This window comes from Mycobacterium sp. smrl_JER01 (assembly GCF_048513595.2).
Lineage (GTDB): Bacteria > Actinomycetota > Actinomycetes > Mycobacteriales > Mycobacteriaceae > Mycobacterium.
The window spans coordinates 4107534-4124524 of sequence record NZ_JBLXXK020000001.1 but is presented as its reverse complement, the minus strand read 5'-3'; the positions used below and the strand labels follow the sequence as shown (position 1 = coordinate 4124524).

At 68.9% G+C, this 16991-nt stretch carries 8 protein-coding genes; 6 read left to right on the top strand and 2 right to left on the bottom strand.

All coding sequences use genetic code 11. From position 1 onward, the window contains the following. Positions 1-29: 29 nt before the first annotated feature. Positions 30-1286, bottom strand: a complete 1257-nt coding sequence (locus ACNUDN_RS19115) for an MFS transporter (protein WP_419123352.1) — start codon at positions 1284-1286, stop codon at positions 30-32. Positions 1287-1622: 336 nt separating this feature from the next. Between ACNUDN_RS19115 and ACNUDN_RS19110 the strand changes: the two genes are divergently transcribed. The 6 genes from ACNUDN_RS19110 (at position 1623) to ACNUDN_RS19085 (ending at position 16491) form a co-directional block, all read left to right on the top strand. After that, the gene (locus ACNUDN_RS19110; protein WP_419123351.1) at positions 1623-2378 is read left to right on the top strand and encodes a MerR family transcriptional regulator; all 756 of its coding nucleotides are present in this window, start codon (positions 1623-1625) and stop codon (positions 2376-2378) included. Between the two features lie 583 nt (positions 2379-2961). After that, complete coding sequence (locus ACNUDN_RS19105; RefSeq protein ID WP_419123350.1) at positions 2962-12240, top strand: fatty acid synthase subunit beta domain-containing protein; 9279 nt, start codon at positions 2962-2964, stop codon at positions 12238-12240. Positions 12241-12262: 22 nt separating this feature from the next. Then, on the top strand, positions 12263-12655 hold the full coding sequence (gene acpS / locus ACNUDN_RS19100) for a holo-ACP synthase AcpS (RefSeq protein WP_179964069.1): 393 nt from the start codon (positions 12263-12265) through the stop codon (positions 12653-12655). Between the two features lie 198 nt (positions 12656-12853). Continuing rightward, positions 12854-13687 (top strand): formate/nitrite transporter family protein, encoded by an 834-nt coding sequence (locus tag ACNUDN_RS19095; protein ID WP_419123349.1) that lies wholly within the window; start codon positions 12854-12856, stop codon positions 13685-13687. Between the two features lie 9 nt (positions 13688-13696). Then, positions 13697-15040 (top strand): dipeptidase, encoded by a 1344-nt coding sequence (locus ACNUDN_RS19090; RefSeq protein ID WP_419123348.1) that lies wholly within the window; start codon positions 13697-13699, stop codon positions 15038-15040. 59 nt (positions 15041-15099) lie between these two features. Further along, on the top strand, positions 15100-16491 hold the full coding sequence (locus tag ACNUDN_RS19085; protein WP_419123347.1) for an MBL fold metallo-hydrolase RNA specificity domain-containing protein: 1392 nt from the start codon (positions 15100-15102) through the stop codon (positions 16489-16491). 6 nt (positions 16492-16497) lie between these two features. On the opposite strand, the gene bcp is transcribed toward ACNUDN_RS19085, so the two are convergent. Beyond that, on the bottom strand, positions 16498-16971 hold the full coding sequence (bcp, locus tag ACNUDN_RS19080) for a thioredoxin-dependent thiol peroxidase (RefSeq protein ID WP_419123346.1): 474 nt from the start codon (positions 16969-16971) through the stop codon (positions 16498-16500). Positions 16972-16991 lie beyond the last annotated feature (20 nt).

Below are 16991 nucleotides of genomic sequence, written 5' to 3'. Positions count from 1 at the left end.
AGACCCGATCACCGTGCACCGGCGGGCCGCTAGGTCTTGATCCCGTCCAGCAGAACTGCGTCGTCGGCCGCCCGCAGCAGTCGCCGCGCTTTGCGTCGCGTGACCAGGATCCCGACCACCGCGAGCGCCCACACCGCGTATTGCAGGGCCCAGGCCAGCCGGAACGACTCGAAGGAGATGCCGCCCGCGCTTTCGAGCACCATGCCCATCGCCTGCATCAGCAACAACGAGGCGAGGAAGCCGCCCATGTTGACCATGCCCTGCGCGGTGCCCAGGGTCGCCCCGGGATTGAACGTCCTGGCGAAGTCGAAGCCGACCATGGAGCCCGGTCCGCCCACCGAGATCACCACGATCAAGGCGACGAGCAGCCACAGCGGCGCCGGACCCGACAGTGCCAGCACCACCGTCCAGGCCACCGCGTTGCTGGCGATGATCAGCAGCACCATGCGGGAGCGTCGGTGCGGGTAGCGCCCGGTCAGGACGCCGATCAGCACACCGGAGCCGATCGCGGTGAGGACCGACAGGCTCAACAGCGCACCGGCCAGAGCCGAGGACAGACCCTGCGCCTCGGTCAGATAGGGCACGCCCCACATCAGCGCGAACACGGTGATCGAGAACTGCGTGCCCATATGTGTGAAAAAGCCCAGCCGAGTACCGGGCCGCAACCACACGGTCTTGACGCTGCGCAACGTCTCGCGGACCGACATCGCCTCGGCCGGGGGAGCAGATCCGTCCGGGGTGTTGCGGACGAGGGCCAGCGTGAGCGCGATCGACAGCACTCCGAAGGCCGCGGCCGAGGCGTAGGCGACCGACCACCCGGACGCCGAGAGCAACGCCAGGAACGGCACCGCCGACAACACCTGTCCCAGTTGTCCGCAGATTCCGGTCAGTTGGGTGACGACGGGAATGCGGCGGGGCGCGAACCAGTGCGGCACCAGTCTGAGGACCGAGATGAACGTCACCGCGTCGCCGAGACCGACCACGGCGCGCGCTGCGATTGCCGTCGGCAGCGATTCGGTGAAGGCGAGGATCAGCTGGCCGCAGGCCATCATCGCGGCGCCGGAGACGATCAGCGCCCGCGAACCGTATCGGTCCAGGAGCAGACCCGCAGGCACCTGGGCACCGGCGTAGACCACGACCTGGAGAACGACGAAGGCCGACAGCAGCGTCGGGCCCGCAGTGAATCGGTCCGCGGCTGCCAGCCCCGAGACCCCGAGGGTGGTCCGGTCGAGGACTGCGACGACATATGCGAGGAGACCGGTCGCCCACACGATCCAGGGACGCACGACCCACCCCTCCACGCGAACTCGTCCAGACGTCCTGCCGAAAGGGCGGACCCGGGCGATTGTCTCGCACCGGGGGTGGCCGGGGCGAATCGGATTCGGTCCGGGGTGATCGTCTACGCCAGCATCAGAGTTGGCTAAAACTGCGTTTACACGGACGCAGATCTCGGGGGCGCTTGCCGATTGCGCTGCTGAGCCCGGTTTGCCCCGCCTCTTCGTCGGCCCACGGGCAAGTATGAATACGTTGCTCACCTTTGCTGATTTCGCGCTAAAGTGATGAGATGCACCATCGCGGCCATCGACTGGCCCGCCGTCCGTCACGGAGCGGGGTGCTGGGCAGTGGCTGAGTACCGGCTGGAGGACCTGGCCCGCGAATCGGGGATCAGTGCCAGGAACATCCGGGCCTATCGCGAGCGCGGGTTGCTCGATCCGCCGCGGCGGGTCGGGCGTACGGCGCTCTACGACGACTATCACCTGTCGCAGCTGCATACGATCAGCCAGTTACTCCGGAAGGGCTACAACTCGGCGCACATCGCGGAGTTCTTCGACAGCATGCGGCAGGGCACCGATCTGGCCGACATCCTCGGTCTGCAGCGTGCCGTGCTCGGTCAGCCCGAGGAGCCGCAGAGCCCCAGCGCCGTCATCGCCCTGGACCCCCACAGTGACGAAGCCCGCAAGCTCGCCGCCCACGGGCTGGCCGAGATCGTCGGCGGCAAGGTCATGATGACCGACAGTGCTGCCGCAGACATCCTCGCGCGTTCGCCGGACCGGATGTTGTACGTGCGCGCCCTGCTGCGCTTCGTGGAGGCCGCCGAGGATTCGGTGGACGACCTGGCGGAGGCCTTCGTCACCAGCCTCGTCGAGCTCTACCAGGCCCGTGTCGGCCCTGACTATCTGCCACGGCCCGAGGAAGTCGACGAGATCCGGCAGGTGGTCCAGGACTACCGCGCGTTGGGGGCGAAGGTGATGGCGGCCCGATTCGACCGGGCGACGCGGCGCCACATGGTGTCGTCGGCATCCGGTTACACCGCCGGCATATTGTTGTCCGGGGCCTGGGAGCCCGAACGCAGCGGCCCGATCCCGCACACGTCCTGACGTCTGCGGCGGCCGGTGGGAGCGAGCCGAACTCGGACTTACTCATCAGTAAGATTTCGCAGCAAACTCGTATCCGGCAGGCGAAGCGACGACCAGACAGTACTGACGATCTTGTCGGCTCGGCGCATCCTCGGACGTCATGAGATGCAAATCGAATTTTTCAGATAACGATTGTGTAACAATACTGCTTTGAACTGCACTTCTATCCTACTCAACCGTAACCACCTGCATGCAGGACGTTTGTCCCGGAAGCGTCGAGGCGATTTCCGGGCCCGTGTTATGCAACCCACTGTTACCGATGCGTAGAACTCGCCAGTAACCATTTCAGGGGCCAAACTTGCACAGTCTCTTATGACACTCTTACTACGGCTGGGGTGTCCGCCTGCGGCTCCTCATTGATGCGGCTGAGCGCAGCGGACAAGTACCAGCCGGATTCGACGCCGAATCGCTGGGCCCCACCCGAGTGCGGGCCGGCACCACGACGAGCCCACCCGAACGGGCCCACCAGCCCGAGACGACCGTGAACACGCGATCGCAGCCTGATCGACGGACCTGATTGACGGACTTGAGGAGAACACACGACGTGACGATCAACGACCAGCACCGCGCGACCACCGGATCCGACGGCCCGCAGGACCAGGCTTTCGAACCACTGTCGGGAACGCACGCACTCGTCGATCGGCTGCACGCCGGAGAGCCCTACGCCGTGGCGTTCGGCGGTCAGGGCGGCCCGTGGCTGGAGAACCTCGAGGAACTGGTCAACTCGGCGGGTATCGAATCGGAGATCAGCCAGCTGGTGGCCGAGGCGGAGCTGATGCTCGAGCCGCTGGCACGCGAACTGGTGGTGGTGCGGCCCATCGGCTTCGAACCGATGACGTGGATCCGCGCACTGGCCGCCGACGAGCCGCTGCCGGCCGTCAAGGACCTCACCACCGCGGCCATCTCCGGACCCGGCATCCTGCTCACCCAGATGGCGGCCCAGCGTGCCCTCAAGCGCCAGGGCCTCGACCTCGACGCACATCCGCCGGTGGCGATTGCAGGGCACTCCCAGGGCGTCACCGCCGTGGAATCGCTCAAGGCCGGCGGTGCCCGCGACGTCGAGCTGCTCGCCATCGGTCAACTGATCGGAGCGGCCGGCTCGCTGGTGTCGCGGCGTTGCGGCATGGTCGGCCGCGGTGACAAGGCGCCGATGGTCTCGGTCCTCAACGTCGACCCGGCGCGTATCGCCGAGCTGCTCGACGAGTTCGCCCAGGACGTGCGCACGGTGCTGCCCCCGGCGCTGTCGATCCGTAACGGCCGACGTTCGGTCGTCATCACCGGCACCCCGGAGCAGCTGGCCCGTTTCGAGCTGTACTGCGAGAAGATCACCGAAAAGGAGGAGGCCGAGCGCAAGAACAAGACCCGCGGCGGCGCGATCTTCCGCCCGGTCTTCAACCAGCTCAACGTCGAGGTCGGATTCCACACCCCGCGCCTGGCCGCCGGTGTCGACCTGGTCAACGAGTGGGCGGCGCGCACCGGGCTGGACCGTGAGCTCACCCGCGAGCTCACCGAGACCATCTTCGTGCGGCCCGTCGACTGGGTCAGCGAGGTCGAGGGGCTCGCTGCGGCGGGCGCGAAATGGATCGTCGACCTGGGGCCCAGCGACACCGTGACGCGATTGACCGCGCCGGTGATCCGCGGTCTGGGCATCGGCATCGTCGCCGCGGCGACCCGTGCCGGTCAGCGCAGCCTGTTCACCGTCGGCGCCGAGCCCGCCGTCGCGCCGGCCTGGTCCAGCTACGCACCCAAGCCGATCGAGCTGCCCGACGGCTCGGTCAAGGCGTCCACCAAGTTCACCCGCCTCACCGGCCGTTCGCCCATCCTGCTCGCCGGGATGACGCCGACCACCGTCGACGCCAAGATCGTCGCCGCCGCCGCCAACGCCGGACACTGGGCCGAGCTCGCCGGCGGCGGCCAGGTCACCGAGGAGATCTTCGACGCGCGCATCCAGGAGCTGACGCAGCTGCTGGAGCCGGGCCGAGCCGTCCAGTTCAACTCCCTGTTCCTCGACCCCTACCTGTGGAAGCTCCAGGTCGGCGGCAAGCGTCTGGTGCAGAAAGCCCGCCAGTCCGGCGCACCGATCGACGGTGTGGTCGTCACCGCGGGAATTCCGGACCTCGAAGAGGCCGTCGACCTGATCGAGGAACTCCACACCGTCGGTATCAGCCACGTGGTGTTCAAGCCCGGCACCGTCGACCAGATCAAGTCGGTCATCAAGATCGCCGCCGAGGTGCCCCAACGCGATGTCATCGTCCACATCGAGGGCGGCCGCGCCGGCGGACACCACTCCTGGGAGGACCTCGACGATCTGCTCCTGAGCACCTACGGCGACCTGCGCAAGTACGCCAACGTGACCATCTGCGTGGGCGGCGGCATCGGTACCCCGGAGCGGGCCGCCGAGTACCTGTCCGGCGAGTGGGCCACCGGCTACGGGTTCCCGCAGATGCCGGTGGACGGGATCCTGGTCGGCACCGCAGCGATGGCGACCCTGGAGGCCACCACCTCACCCGCGGTCAAGCGGATGCTGGTCGAAACCAACGGCACCGACACCTGGGTCGGCGCAGGCAAGGCCATCAACGGCATGGCCAGTGGCCGCAGCCAGCTCGGCGCCGACATCCACGAGATCGACAACACCGCATCGCGATGCGGACGGCTGCTCGACGAGGTGGCCGGTGACGCCGACGCCGTGGCCGAACGCCGCGACGAAATCATCGCCGCGATGGCCGACACCGCCAAGCCGTACTTCGGCGACATCGGTGACATGAGCTACCTGCAGTGGCTGCAGCGCTACGTCGAACTGGCCATCGGTGACGGCGACAGCACCGCCGACACCGCGGGCCCCGGCAGCCCGTGGCTGGCCGACACCTGGCGGGACCGCTTCGAGGAGATGCTCAAGCGCGCCGAGGCCCGGCTCAACGAGAAGGACTCCGGACCGATCGAGTCGCTCTTCGATGCCAGCGCCAACGGACAGGCGCTGCTCGACAACCCCGACACCGCGATCGCTGCGCTGTTGGCCCGCTACCCCGACGCCGAGACGGTGAAACTGCACCCGGCCGACGTCCCGTTCTTCGTGACGCTGTGCAAGAAGCCCGGTAAGCCGGTCAACTTCGTGCCGGTCATCGACAAGGACGTGCGGCGCTGGTGGCGCAGCGACTCGCTGTGGCAGGCACACGACGCCCGCTACAGCGCCGACCAGGTGTGCATCATCCCGGGCACCCAGGCCGTGGCGGGCATCACCCGCGTCGACGAGCCCGTGGGTGAACTGCTGGACCGCTTCGAGAAGGAGATCGTCGACCGCGTCCTGGGCTCCGGTGCGCAGCCGGTGCCGGTGGTGTCGCGCCGCCAGGCCCGCGACGATGTCAGCGGCCCGCTGGCGGTGGTACTCGACTCGCCCGATGTGCTGTGGGCCGGGCGTACCGCGATCAACCCGGTGCACCGCATCGGCGCGCCCGGCGAGTGGCAGGTCAACGCCGTGCCCGGCAAACCCAGCGCCACCCATCCCAACACCGGCGCGCGGCTGGAGCAGGCCACCGACGAGTCCGGCAAGGTCTCGGTGACGCTGAGCGTGCCGCTGTCCGACATCTGGATCGACATCCGCTTCACCTTGCCGACGGCCACCGTCGACGGCGGTGCCCCGATCGTCACCGTCGAGGACGCCTCGGCGGCCATGCGCGCGGTGCTCGCCATCGCCGCCGGCGTGGAAGGCCCGGAATCCCTTCCCCCCGTGCAGGACAACACCGCGACGGTGAGCGTCGACTGGGATCCGGAGAAGGTCGCCGACCACACCGGGGTCACCGCGACCTTCGGCGCCCCGTTGGCGCCCGGCCTGACCCTGGTGCCCGACGCGCTGGTCGGACTGTGCTGGCCCGCGGTGTTCTCGGCCATCGGCTCGGCGGTCACCGACGACGGTTTCCCGGTCGTCGAGGGTCTGCTCAGCCTCGTGCACCTCGACCACGCGGCGCATCTGCTGCACTCGATGCCGACGACGAGGTCCGAATTGACCGTCACCGCAACGGCTTCGGCGGCCACCGACACCGAGGTCGGCCGTGTCGTGCCGGTCGAGGTGACGATCGCCGACGACGACGGGACCGTGCTGGCGACGTTGGCGGAGCGCTTCGCGATCCGCGGCCGCACCGGCCCGGTCGAGCTGTCCGAGCCGCCGCGTGCGGGCGGGGCGATCACCGACAACGCCACCGACACCCCGCGCCGCAGGCGCCGTGACGTCGTGGTCAACGCACCGGTCGACATGAGCGCCTTCGCGGTGGTGTCAGGCGATCACAACCCGATCCACACCGACCGTGCCGCGGCGCTGCTGGCCGGCCTGGAGTCCAACATCGTGCACGGCATGTGGCTCTCGGCCGCCGCTCAGCACGCGGTCACCGCCACCGACGGCCGGGCCACCCCGCCGGCCCGGCTGGTGGGTTGGACGTCGCGCTTCCTGGGCATGGTGCTGCCCGGCGATGAGATCGAGTTCCGCGTCGACCGGGTCGGCATCGACCGCGGCGCGGAGATCATCGAGGTGGCCGCGAAAGTCGGCGGTGAGCTGGTGATGGCGGCGACCGCGCAGCTCGCGGCACCCAAGACCGTCTATGCCTTCCCCGGCCAGGGCATCCAGTCCAAGGGAATGGGGATGGATGTGCGGGCCCGCTCGAAGGCCGCCCGCAAGGTGTGGGACAGCGCGGACAAGTTCACCCGCGAGACGCTGGGCTTCTCGGTGTTGCACGTGGTGCGCGACAACCCGACGAGTCTGATCGCCTCCGGCGTGCACTACCACCACCCCGAGGGTGTTCTGTATCTGACGCAGTTCACCCAGGTCGCGATGGCGACCGTGGCGGCCGCGCAGGTCGCCGAGATGCGCGAGCAGGGAGCCTTCGTCGAGGGTGCGATCGCCTGCGGCCACTCCGTCGGCGAGTACACCGCACTGGCGTGCGTCTCCGGGGTGTACGAGCTGCCGGCGCTGCTTGAGGTGGTGTTCCACCGCGGATCGAAGATGCACGACATCGTGCCGCGGGACGCCCAGGGCCGGTCCAACTACCGGCTGGCGGCCATTCGCCCGTCGCAGATCGACCTCGACGACGCCGACGTCAAGGGCTTCGTCGCCGAGATCTCCGAGCGCACCGGGGAGTTCCTGGAGATCGTCAACTTCAACCTGCGCGGCTCGCAGTACGCGATCGCCGGTACCGTCGCCGGCCTGGAAGCGCTGGAGGAGGAAGTCGAGCGACGCCGCGAGATCTCCGGTGGCAAGCGGTCCTTCATCCTGGTGCCGGGTATCGACGTGCCGTTCCACTCCAGTGTGCTGCGGGTCGGCGTCGCCGACTTCCGCCGTGCGCTGGAGCGGGTGATGCCGCGCGACGCCGATCCCGAACTGCTGATCGGCCGGTACATCCCGAACCTGGTGCCGCGCCCGTTCACGCTGGACCGCGACTTCATCGAGGAGATCCGGGATCTGGTGCCGGCCGAGCCGCTCGACGAGATCCTCGCCGACTACGACACGTGGCGTAACGAGCGGCCGCGCGAGCTGTGCCGCAAGATCGTCATCGAGTTGCTGGCCTGGCAGTTCGCCAGCCCGGTGCGCTGGATCGAGACCCAGGACCTGCTGTTCATCGAAGAGGCCGCGGGCGGTCTGGGAATCGAGCGGTTCGTCGAGATCGGCGTGAAGAACGCGCCGACGGTCGCGGGCCTGGCCACCAACACGCTGAAGTTGCCGGAGTACTCGCACAACACCACCGAGGTGCTCAACGCCGAACGCGACGCGGCGGTGTTGTTCGCCACCGACACCGATCCCGAACCGGAGATCGACGACGAGCCGGTCGCCGAGGCCGCACCTGCGGCTGCGGTCCCCGCCGAGGCGGCGTCTGCGGCACCGGCACCCGCGCCTGCGGCCGCGCCGTCGGGCGGTCCCCGCCCCGACGACATCGCCTTCGACGCCGCGGACGCCACCATGGCGCTCATCGCGCTGTCGGCCAAGATCCGCCTCGATCAGATCGAAGCGCTGGACTCCATCGAGTCGATCACCGACGGAGCGTCCTCGCGACGCAACCAGATGCTGGTGGACCTGGGTTCGGAGCTCAACCTCGGCGCCATCGACGGTGCCGCCGAGGCCGACCTCGCCGGACTCAAGGGGCAGGTCACCAAGCTGGCCCGGACTTACAGGCCGTTCGGTCCGGTGCTTTCCGACGCCATCAACGATCAGCTCCGCACGGTGCTCGGCCCGTCCGGCAAGCGCCCGGCCTACATCGCCGAACGGGTCAAGAAGACCTGGGAACTCGGCGAGGGCTGGGCCAGGCACGCGACCGTCGAGGTGGCGCTGGGCACCCGTGAGGGATCCAGCGTCCGCGGGGGAGCGCTGGGCGGTCTGCACGACGGTGCGCTCGCCGACACCGCGGCCGTCGACAAGGCGATCGATGCCGCGGTCGCGGCGGTCGGCGCGCGCAAGGGCGTGCCGGTGTCGCTGCCGTCCGCGGCGGGCGGTGCCGGTGGTGGCGTCGTGGACTCCGCGGCGCTCGGTGAGTTCGCCGAGCAGGTCACCGGACCCGACGGCGTGCTGGCCTCAGCAGCCCGGACCATCCTCGACCAGCTGGGCCTCGGCAACGCCTTCGTGACACCAGAGGCGTCCGCCGACGCCGAGCTGATCGACCTGGTGACAGCCGAACTCGGTTCGGACTGGCCACGTTTGGTGGCCCCGGTGTTCGACGGGCGCAAAGCTGTGCTGCTCGACGACCGGTGGGCCAGCGCGCGTGAAGACCTGGTCCGGATCTGGTTGATGGACGAAGGGGACATCGACGCCGACTGGGCACGGCTTTCGGAGCGGTTCGAGGGCGCCGGCCACGTGGTGGGCACTCAGGCCACCTACTGGCAGGGCAAGGCGCTGGCCGCAGGCCGCACCGTGCACGCCTCGCTGTACGCCCGCGCCGCCGCGGGTGCGGAGAACCCGGGCAAGGGCCGCTACCACGACGAGGTCGCCGTGGTGACCGGGGCGTCGAAGGGTTCGATCGCCGCATCGGTGGTCGCGCAGCTGCTCGATGGTGGCGCCACGGTGATCGCGACCACGTCCAAGCTCGATGACTCCCGGCTGGGCTTCTACCGTCAGCTCTACCGCGACAACGCGCGCTTCGGCGCGAAGCTGTGGGTGCTGCCGGCGAACATGGCCTCCTACAACGACATCGACGCGTTGATCGAGTGGGTGGGCACCGAGCAGACCGAGAGCCTGGGGCCGAAGTCGATCCACGTCAAGGATGCGCTGACCCCGACGCTGCTGTTCCCGTTCGCCGCACCGCGGGTCGGCGGAGATCTGTCCGACGCGGGCTCGCGCTCCGAGATGGAGATGAAGGTCCTGCTGTGGGCGGTGCAGCGACTCATCGGTGGCCTGTCGCACATCAGCGCCGACCGGGACATCGCGGCCCGGCTGCACGTGGTGCTGCCCGGTTCGCCGAACCGGGGCATGTTCGGCGGTGACGGCGCCTACGGCGAGTCGAAGGCTGCACTGGACGCGGTGGTGTCCCGGTGGAAGGCCGAAACCTCGTGGGCCCAGCGCGTCAGTCTGGCGCACGCGCTGATCGGCTGGACCCGGGGAACCGGGCTGATGGGTCACAACGACGTCATCGTCGACGCCGTCGAGGAGGCGGGGGTGACCACCTACTCGACCGAGCAGATGGCCCGCATGCTGCTGGATCTCTGTGACGTGGAGACCAAGGTCGCCGCGGCCCGTGAACCCGTGCTGGCCGACCTGACCGGTGGCCTGGCCGAGGTCGAGCTCGATCTGTCGGCGCTGGCCACCCGGGCTCGCGAGGACGCCACGTCGGCACCGGCCGACGAGGTGGACGGAGACGTGGCCGCCGATCATCTGATCGCCGCGCTGCCGTCGCCGCCTCGGCCGGTTGCCCCGGCGCCCGCGCCGGAGTGGGCCGATCTCGACGTCGATCCGGCCGATCTGGTCGTCATCGTCGGCGGTGCCGAGCTGGGCCCGTACGGTTCGTCGCGCACCCGCTTCGAGATGGAGGTGGACAACGAGCTCTCGGCGGCCGGTGTGCTGGAGCTGGCCTGGACCACCGGCCTGATCACGTGGGAGGACGATCCGCAGCCGGGCTGGTACGACACCTCCTCGGGTGATCTGGTCGACGAGTCCGAGATCGTGGAGCGCTACCACGACGAGGTGGTGAGCCGTTGCGGTATCCGCGAGTTCGTCGACGACGGCGCTATCGACCCCGATCACGCGTCTCCGTTGCTGGTCAGTGTCTTCCTGGACAAGGACTTCCGGTTCGTGGTGTCCAGCGAGGCCGACGCCCGGGCGTTCGTGCAGTTCGATCCCGAGCACACGGTGGCCCGTCCCATCCCGGACTCCGGAGACTGGGAGGTGATCCGCAAGGCGGGCACCGAGATTCGCGTGCCGCGCAAGACCAAGCTGTCGCGGACCGTGGGAGCTCAGATTCCGACCGGCTTCGACCCGACCGTGTGGGGCATCAGCCCGGACATGGCGACGTCGATCGACCGGGTGGCGCTGTGGAACATCGTGGCGACCGTCGATGCGTTCCTGTCCTCGGGCTTCACCCCGAGCGAGCTGATGCGCTGGGTGCACCCGAGTCTGGTGGCGTCCACGCAGGGCACCGGCATGGGCGGTATGACCTCGATGCAGACCATGTACCACGGCAACCTGCTGGGCCGCAGCAAGCCGAACGACATCCTGCAGGAGGTGCTGCCGAATGTCGTTGCCGCGCACGTGATGCAGTCCTACGTCGGCGGCTACGGCGCAATGGTCCATCCGGTCGGCGCATGCGCGACCGCCGCGGTCTCGGTGGAGGAGGGGGTCGACAAGATCCGCCTCGGCAAGGCCGAGCTCGTGGTGGCCGGCGGCTTCGACGACCTGACCCTGGAAGCGGTCATCGGCTTCGGTGACATGGCGGCCACCGCCGACACCGAGGTGATGCGGGCCAAGGGAATCAGCGATTCGAAGTTCTCCCGCGCCAACGACCGGCGCCGGCTGGGCTTCCTGGAGGCCGAGGGCGGTGGCACGGTGCTGCTGGCCCGTGGCGACCTGGCGCTGAAGATGGGTCTGCCGGTACTGGCCGTGGTCGGCTACGCGCAGTCCTTCGCCGACGGTGTGCACACCTCGATCCCGGCTCCCGGGCTCGGCGCGCTGGGCGCCGGCCGCGGCGGGCGGGACTCGGTGCTGGCGCGATCGCTGGCCAAGCTGGGTGTCGGCGCCGACGACATCGCGGTGATCTCCAAGCACGACACCTCGACGCTGGCCAACGACCCCAACGAGACCGAGCTGCACGAGCGGCTGGCGGACTCGCTGGGACGTTCCGAAGGTGCGCCGCTGTTCATCATCAGCCAGAAGAGCCTCACCGGGCACGCCAAGGGCGGCGCGGCGGTCTTCCAGATGATGGGTCTGTGCCAGGTGCTGCGTGACGGCGTCATTCCGCCCAACCGCAGCCTGGACTGTGTCGACGACGAGCTGGCCACCTCGGCGCACTTCGTGTGGCCGCGGGAGACATTGCGGCTGGGCGAGAAGTACCCGTTGAAGGCGGGCCTGGTCACCAGCCTCGGGTTCGGGCACGTGTCGGGTCTGATCGCGCTGGTGCATCCGCAGGCGTTCCTGGCCACCCTGACCGCCGAGCAGCGGGCGGAGTACACCAGCCGGGCCCAGGAGCGGACCCTGGCCGGCCAGCGCAGGCTGGTCTCGGCGATCGCGGGCGGACGCCCGATGTTCGAGCGGCCCGCCGACCGGCGCTTCGACGGCGACCTGCCGGAGAAGCCGCAGGAAGCGGCGATGCTGCTGGACGCGTCGTCGCGGCTGGGCGACAACGGTGTGTATCGGCGCTGACCGGTGAGATAGGTTTCTGCCCGTGGGCATCGTCGGGATAGGCATCGATCTCGTCTCCATACCGGAGTTCGCCGAGCAGGTGGACCGGCCCGGGACGGTGTTCGCCGAGACGTTCACCCCGGGCGAGCGGCGCGACGCCGCCGACAAGAGTTCGTCGGCGGCGCGCCACCTCGCCGCGCGGTGGGCGGCCAAGGAGGCGGTGATCAAGGCCTGGTCCGGTTCGCGGTTCTCCAAGCGGCCGGTGCTGCCCGAGGCGATCCATCGCGATATCGAGGTCATCACCGATATGTGGGGTCGGCCGCGGGTGCGGCTGTCCGGGGCGGTCGCCGAACACCTCAAAGAGGTGACGATCCACCTGTCGCTGACCCACGAGGCCGACACCGCCGCGGCGGTCGCGGTCCTCGAGGAGCGCTAACGTCCCGCCACCCCCTTCCTCCTCCCACCCTCCTCCCACCCTCCTCCCGCCCTCCTCCCGCCCTCCTCCCGCGAGCGTGCGGGTATGCAGGCGACACGCCGCTGTGAAGGCTGACTTCACGCACGCTCGCGGGGGTTGCCCATAGGCGTTCGGGGTATCCGGGCGGAGCATTCAGCCCGCACGGGGAGGACGAACGACGTGGCCGAGACGAGTCAGCGCCAGCTGGGCGAATCCGACAGTCCGATCGAGGACGAGCTCGAATATGCGTTCCGGCGGATGGTCGACGAGGGCACCCAGCGGCTGCACCGCAGCTGGCGGGAGGTACTGGTCACCGGGTTCTTCGGCGGCACCGACATCGCGGTGGGTGTGCTGGCCTACCTGGCGGTCTTGCACGCCACCCAGGATCCGCTGCTGGCAGGGCTGGCGTTCTCGGTGGGCTTTCTGGCGCTGCTGCTCGGCCGCAGTGAGCTGTTCACCGAGGGCTTTCTGGTGCCGGTCACCACCGTCGCCGCCAAACGGGCCAGCGTGGCCCAGCTGTTGAAGCTGTGGAGCGGCACCCTGGTGGCCAACCTGGCCGGCGGCTGGATCCTGATGTGGCTGATCATGACCGCACTGCCGCGCCTGCGCGAGCAGACCATCGAGTCGGCCTCGCATTACGCGACCGCACCGTTGTCCGCCGAGACGGTCGCCCTGTCCCTGCTGGGCGGCATGGTGATCACCCTGATGACCCGCATGCAACACGGCACGGATGCGGTCTTCGGCAAGATCGCCGCAGCTGTCGCCGGCGCGTTCCTGCTGGCCGGTCTGCAGTTGTTCCACTCGGTGCTGGACTCGCTGTTGATCTTCGGGGCGCTCATCGCCGGGGACGCGCCGTTCGGCTATCTCGACTGGCTGGGTTGGTTCGGGTACACAGCTGTGGGCAACGTGGTCGGAGGGCTGCTGCTGGTGACGTTGTTGCGGCTGCTGCGCAGCAAGGACCGGTTGCGTGAGGAACGCCGGGACGCCGAGTCCCCGGCGACGGGCGATGGTTAACCTCGATGCATGAGCGATCTGGTGCAACGCGTCCGTGACGTCATGCCCGCCGTGCGTGCCGATCTCGAAGACCTGGTGCGCATCGAATCGGTCTGGGCCGATCCGGCTCGCCGACCCGAGGTGCACCGTTGCGCCGAAGCGGTGTCGAAGTTGTTGTCCGACGCCGGATTCGGCGATGTGAAGATCGTCGCCGAAGGGGGCGCCCCCGCGGTGATCGCGCGCCACCCGGCGCCCGAGGGGGCGCCGACGGTGTTGCTGTATGCCCACCACGATGTGCAGCCCGAGGGAGATCGGTCCCAGTGGCACTCCCCGCCGTTCGAGCCGAGCGAGCGTGACGGACGTCTCTACGGGCGCGGCACCGCCGATGACAAAGCAGGAATCGCAACGCATCTGGCAGCTTTCCGGGCCCACCACGGCAACCCGCCGGTCGGGGTGACCGTGTTCGTCGAGGGGGAGGAAGAGTCCGGTTCGCCCTCGCTGTCGCGGCTGCTGGCCGCGCACCGTGACGAACTGGCCGCCGACGTCATCGTGATCGCCGACTCCGACAACTGGAGTACCGAGATCCCGTCGCTGACGGTGTCGCTGCGTGGGCTCGCCGACTGCGTGGTCGAGGTCGCCACCCTCGATCACGGCCTGCATTCCGGGATGTGGGGTGGTGTGGTACCCGACGCGCTGTCGGTATTGGTCCGGTTGCTCGCCTCGCTGCACGATGACGACGGCAACGTCGCGGTGGCCGGCCTGCACGAGGCCCACGCCGCCGACGTCGACTACACCCCGGAGCGAGTGCGGTCCGACACCGGGCTGCTGGACGGGGTCAGCGAGATCGGTTCGGGCTCGGTGGCGCAACGACTTTGGGCCAAACCCGCGATCACGGTCATCGGTGTCGACACCACTCCGGTGGCGCAGGCATCGAACACGCTGATCCCGCGGGCCCGGGCCAAGGTGAGCATGCGGGTCGCGCCTGGGGGAAACGCCGCCGTGCACCTTGCGGCGCTGACCCGGCACTTGGAGTCGCATGCCCCGTGGGGTGCCCGGGTGACGGTGACACCCGGCGACCTCGGGGAGCCGTACGCGATCGAGGCCAGCGGTCCGGTCTACGACGCGGCACGCGGCGCCTTTCGCCAGGCGTGGGGGCGGGAAGCGGTCGACACCGGGGTGGGCGGGTCGATCCCCTTCATCGCCGAGTTCGCCGCGGCGTTCCCGGATGCCAAGATCCTCGTCACCGGCGTCGAAGATCCTGACACCCAGGCGCACAGCGTCAACGAGAGCCTGCATCTGGGTGTGCTGGAGCGCGCCGCAGCCACCGAGGCGCTGCTGCTGGCCCGGCTCGGCGGAACCGCAGCGCCGGCCTGACCCTCCGGCTCGGCCGGCATTCCGGCTCTCGGCGGCGCCGGCTCTGCAACACTCTGGACATGTCCTCCACTGAGGGTCGCGCGCGGACGGCCGAGCTCACCGTGCGCTCGTTGGGGGCCGCCGGAACGGTGACCGGATCGAAACACCTGGTCGAAAGTGGTGACAGGCGAATCCTGGTGGATTGCGGGCTGTTCCAGGGTGTGAAGAATCTGCGGGAACTGAACTGGGCGACGTTGGCCGTCGATCCGTCCACCATCGATGCCGTAGTCGTGACCCACGCCCACCTCGACCACACCGGATATCTGCCCCGGTTGGTCCGTGACGGATTCCGGGGCCCGATCATGTCCACCGGTGCGACCGCCGCGGTGGCCGACATCATCCTGCGCGACAGCGCCGCACTGCAGGAGCGGGACGCGGACTTCCTCAACCGGCATCGGGCGACCAAACACCATCCCGCGCTGCCGCTGTATGACAGCGACGACGCCGGGCGGGCCCTGGACCTGTTCGAGACCCACCCGTTCGGCCGGGAGTTCGATGTACCCGGCGACGCGGTGGTGACGTTCCGCCGCGCCGGGCACATCCTGGGGGCGGCGACCGTCGACCTGATGTGGTGCGGGCGCCGGCTCGTGTTCACCGGTGACCTGGGACGTTACGACGACCCGGTGATGCTCGATCCAGAACCGGTGCCTGCCGCGGACTACCTGGTGATGGAGTCGACCTACGGTGACCGCGTGCGCGAACGCATCGATCCCGCCGATGCCCTCGCAGAGATCGTCAGCGCGACGGTGCAGCGCGGCGGCACCGTGGTGATACCGGCGTTTGCCGTGGGGCGGGCGCAGACACTGCTGTACTACCTGTGGCAGCTGCGCTCGGCGGGCAGGCTACCGGACATCCCGGTATACCTGGACAGTCCGATGGCGATCAACGCCAGCGAACTGCTCGGCGCATTTCCGCATGACCACCGCCTGTCCCGGGAGGTCTACGACGGTATGTGCGCCATGGCCACCTATACGCGGGAGGCCGAGGAGTCCATGAAGATCTCGGCCAGCCGTGAGCCCAAGGTCGTGATCTCGGCCAGCGGCATGGCCACCGGCGGCCGAATTCTGCACCACCTGAAGACATTCGCGCCGGATCCGCGTAACACCATCATGGTCACCGGTTACCAGGTGCCGGGGACGCGGGGACGATCCATCGCCGCCGGTGAGCGATTCGTCAAGATCCACGGTGAGTGGATACCGATCAACGCACGCGTCGCGAACTTCCAGATGCTCTCCGCGCATGCCGACGCCGACGAACTGGTCCGATGGGCTTCCGGTTTCCGCAGTCCGCCGGCGCTGGTGTTCGTCGTGCACGGCGAACCGCAGCCGGCGGACACCCTGCGTAGACGCCTTGACCGTGAGTTCGGCTGGCAGGCAACGGTTCCGCGGCCGAATCAGCTGTTCAGCCTGTAAGCCGCGTCAGACCGACAGATCGCGCCGCAGCTTTGCGACGTGTCCGGTGGCGCGAATGTTGTACTGCGCCAGCGCGATTTTGCCCTTCTCGTCGACGACGAAGGTGGAGCGGATGACGCCCTGCACGGTCTTGCCGTACATCGTCTTCTCGCCGTAGGCGCCCCACGCCTCGAGGACCTTGCGGTCCGGGTCCGACAGCAACGGGAAGGTGAGGTTCTGCGCGTCGCGGAACTTGGCGAGCTTCTCCGGTTTGTCGGGGGAGATGCCGATCACGTCCAGACCGGCCTCGCCGAGCTCGGCCAGGTTGTCGCGGAAATCGCACGCCTCCTTGGTGCAGCCCGGGGTGGAGGCTGCCGGGTAGAAGTAGACGATGACCTTGCGGCCCTTGTAGTCGGAGAGCTTGACGGTGTTGCCGTCTGCGTCGGGGAGGCTGAACGCCGGCGCGGTGTCACCGACCGCGAGGCGGGGGGTTTGCGGCATTGCTGTGTGGTCCCTTCGAG

Excerpts from the sequence above, each read along its gene's own strand:
- ACNUDN_RS19090 (WP_419123348.1), top strand. The coding sequence starts at position 13,697 with ATGAGCGATCTGGTGCAACGCGTCCGTGACGTCATGCCCGCCGTGCGT.
- ACNUDN_RS19085 (WP_419123347.1), top strand. The coding sequence starts at position 15,100 with ATGTCCTCCACTGAGGGTCGCGCGCGGACGGCCGAGCTCACCGTGCGC.
- bcp (WP_419123346.1), bottom strand. The coding sequence starts at position 16,971 with ATGCCGCAAACCCCCCGCCTCGCGGTCGGTGACACCGCGCCGGCGTTC.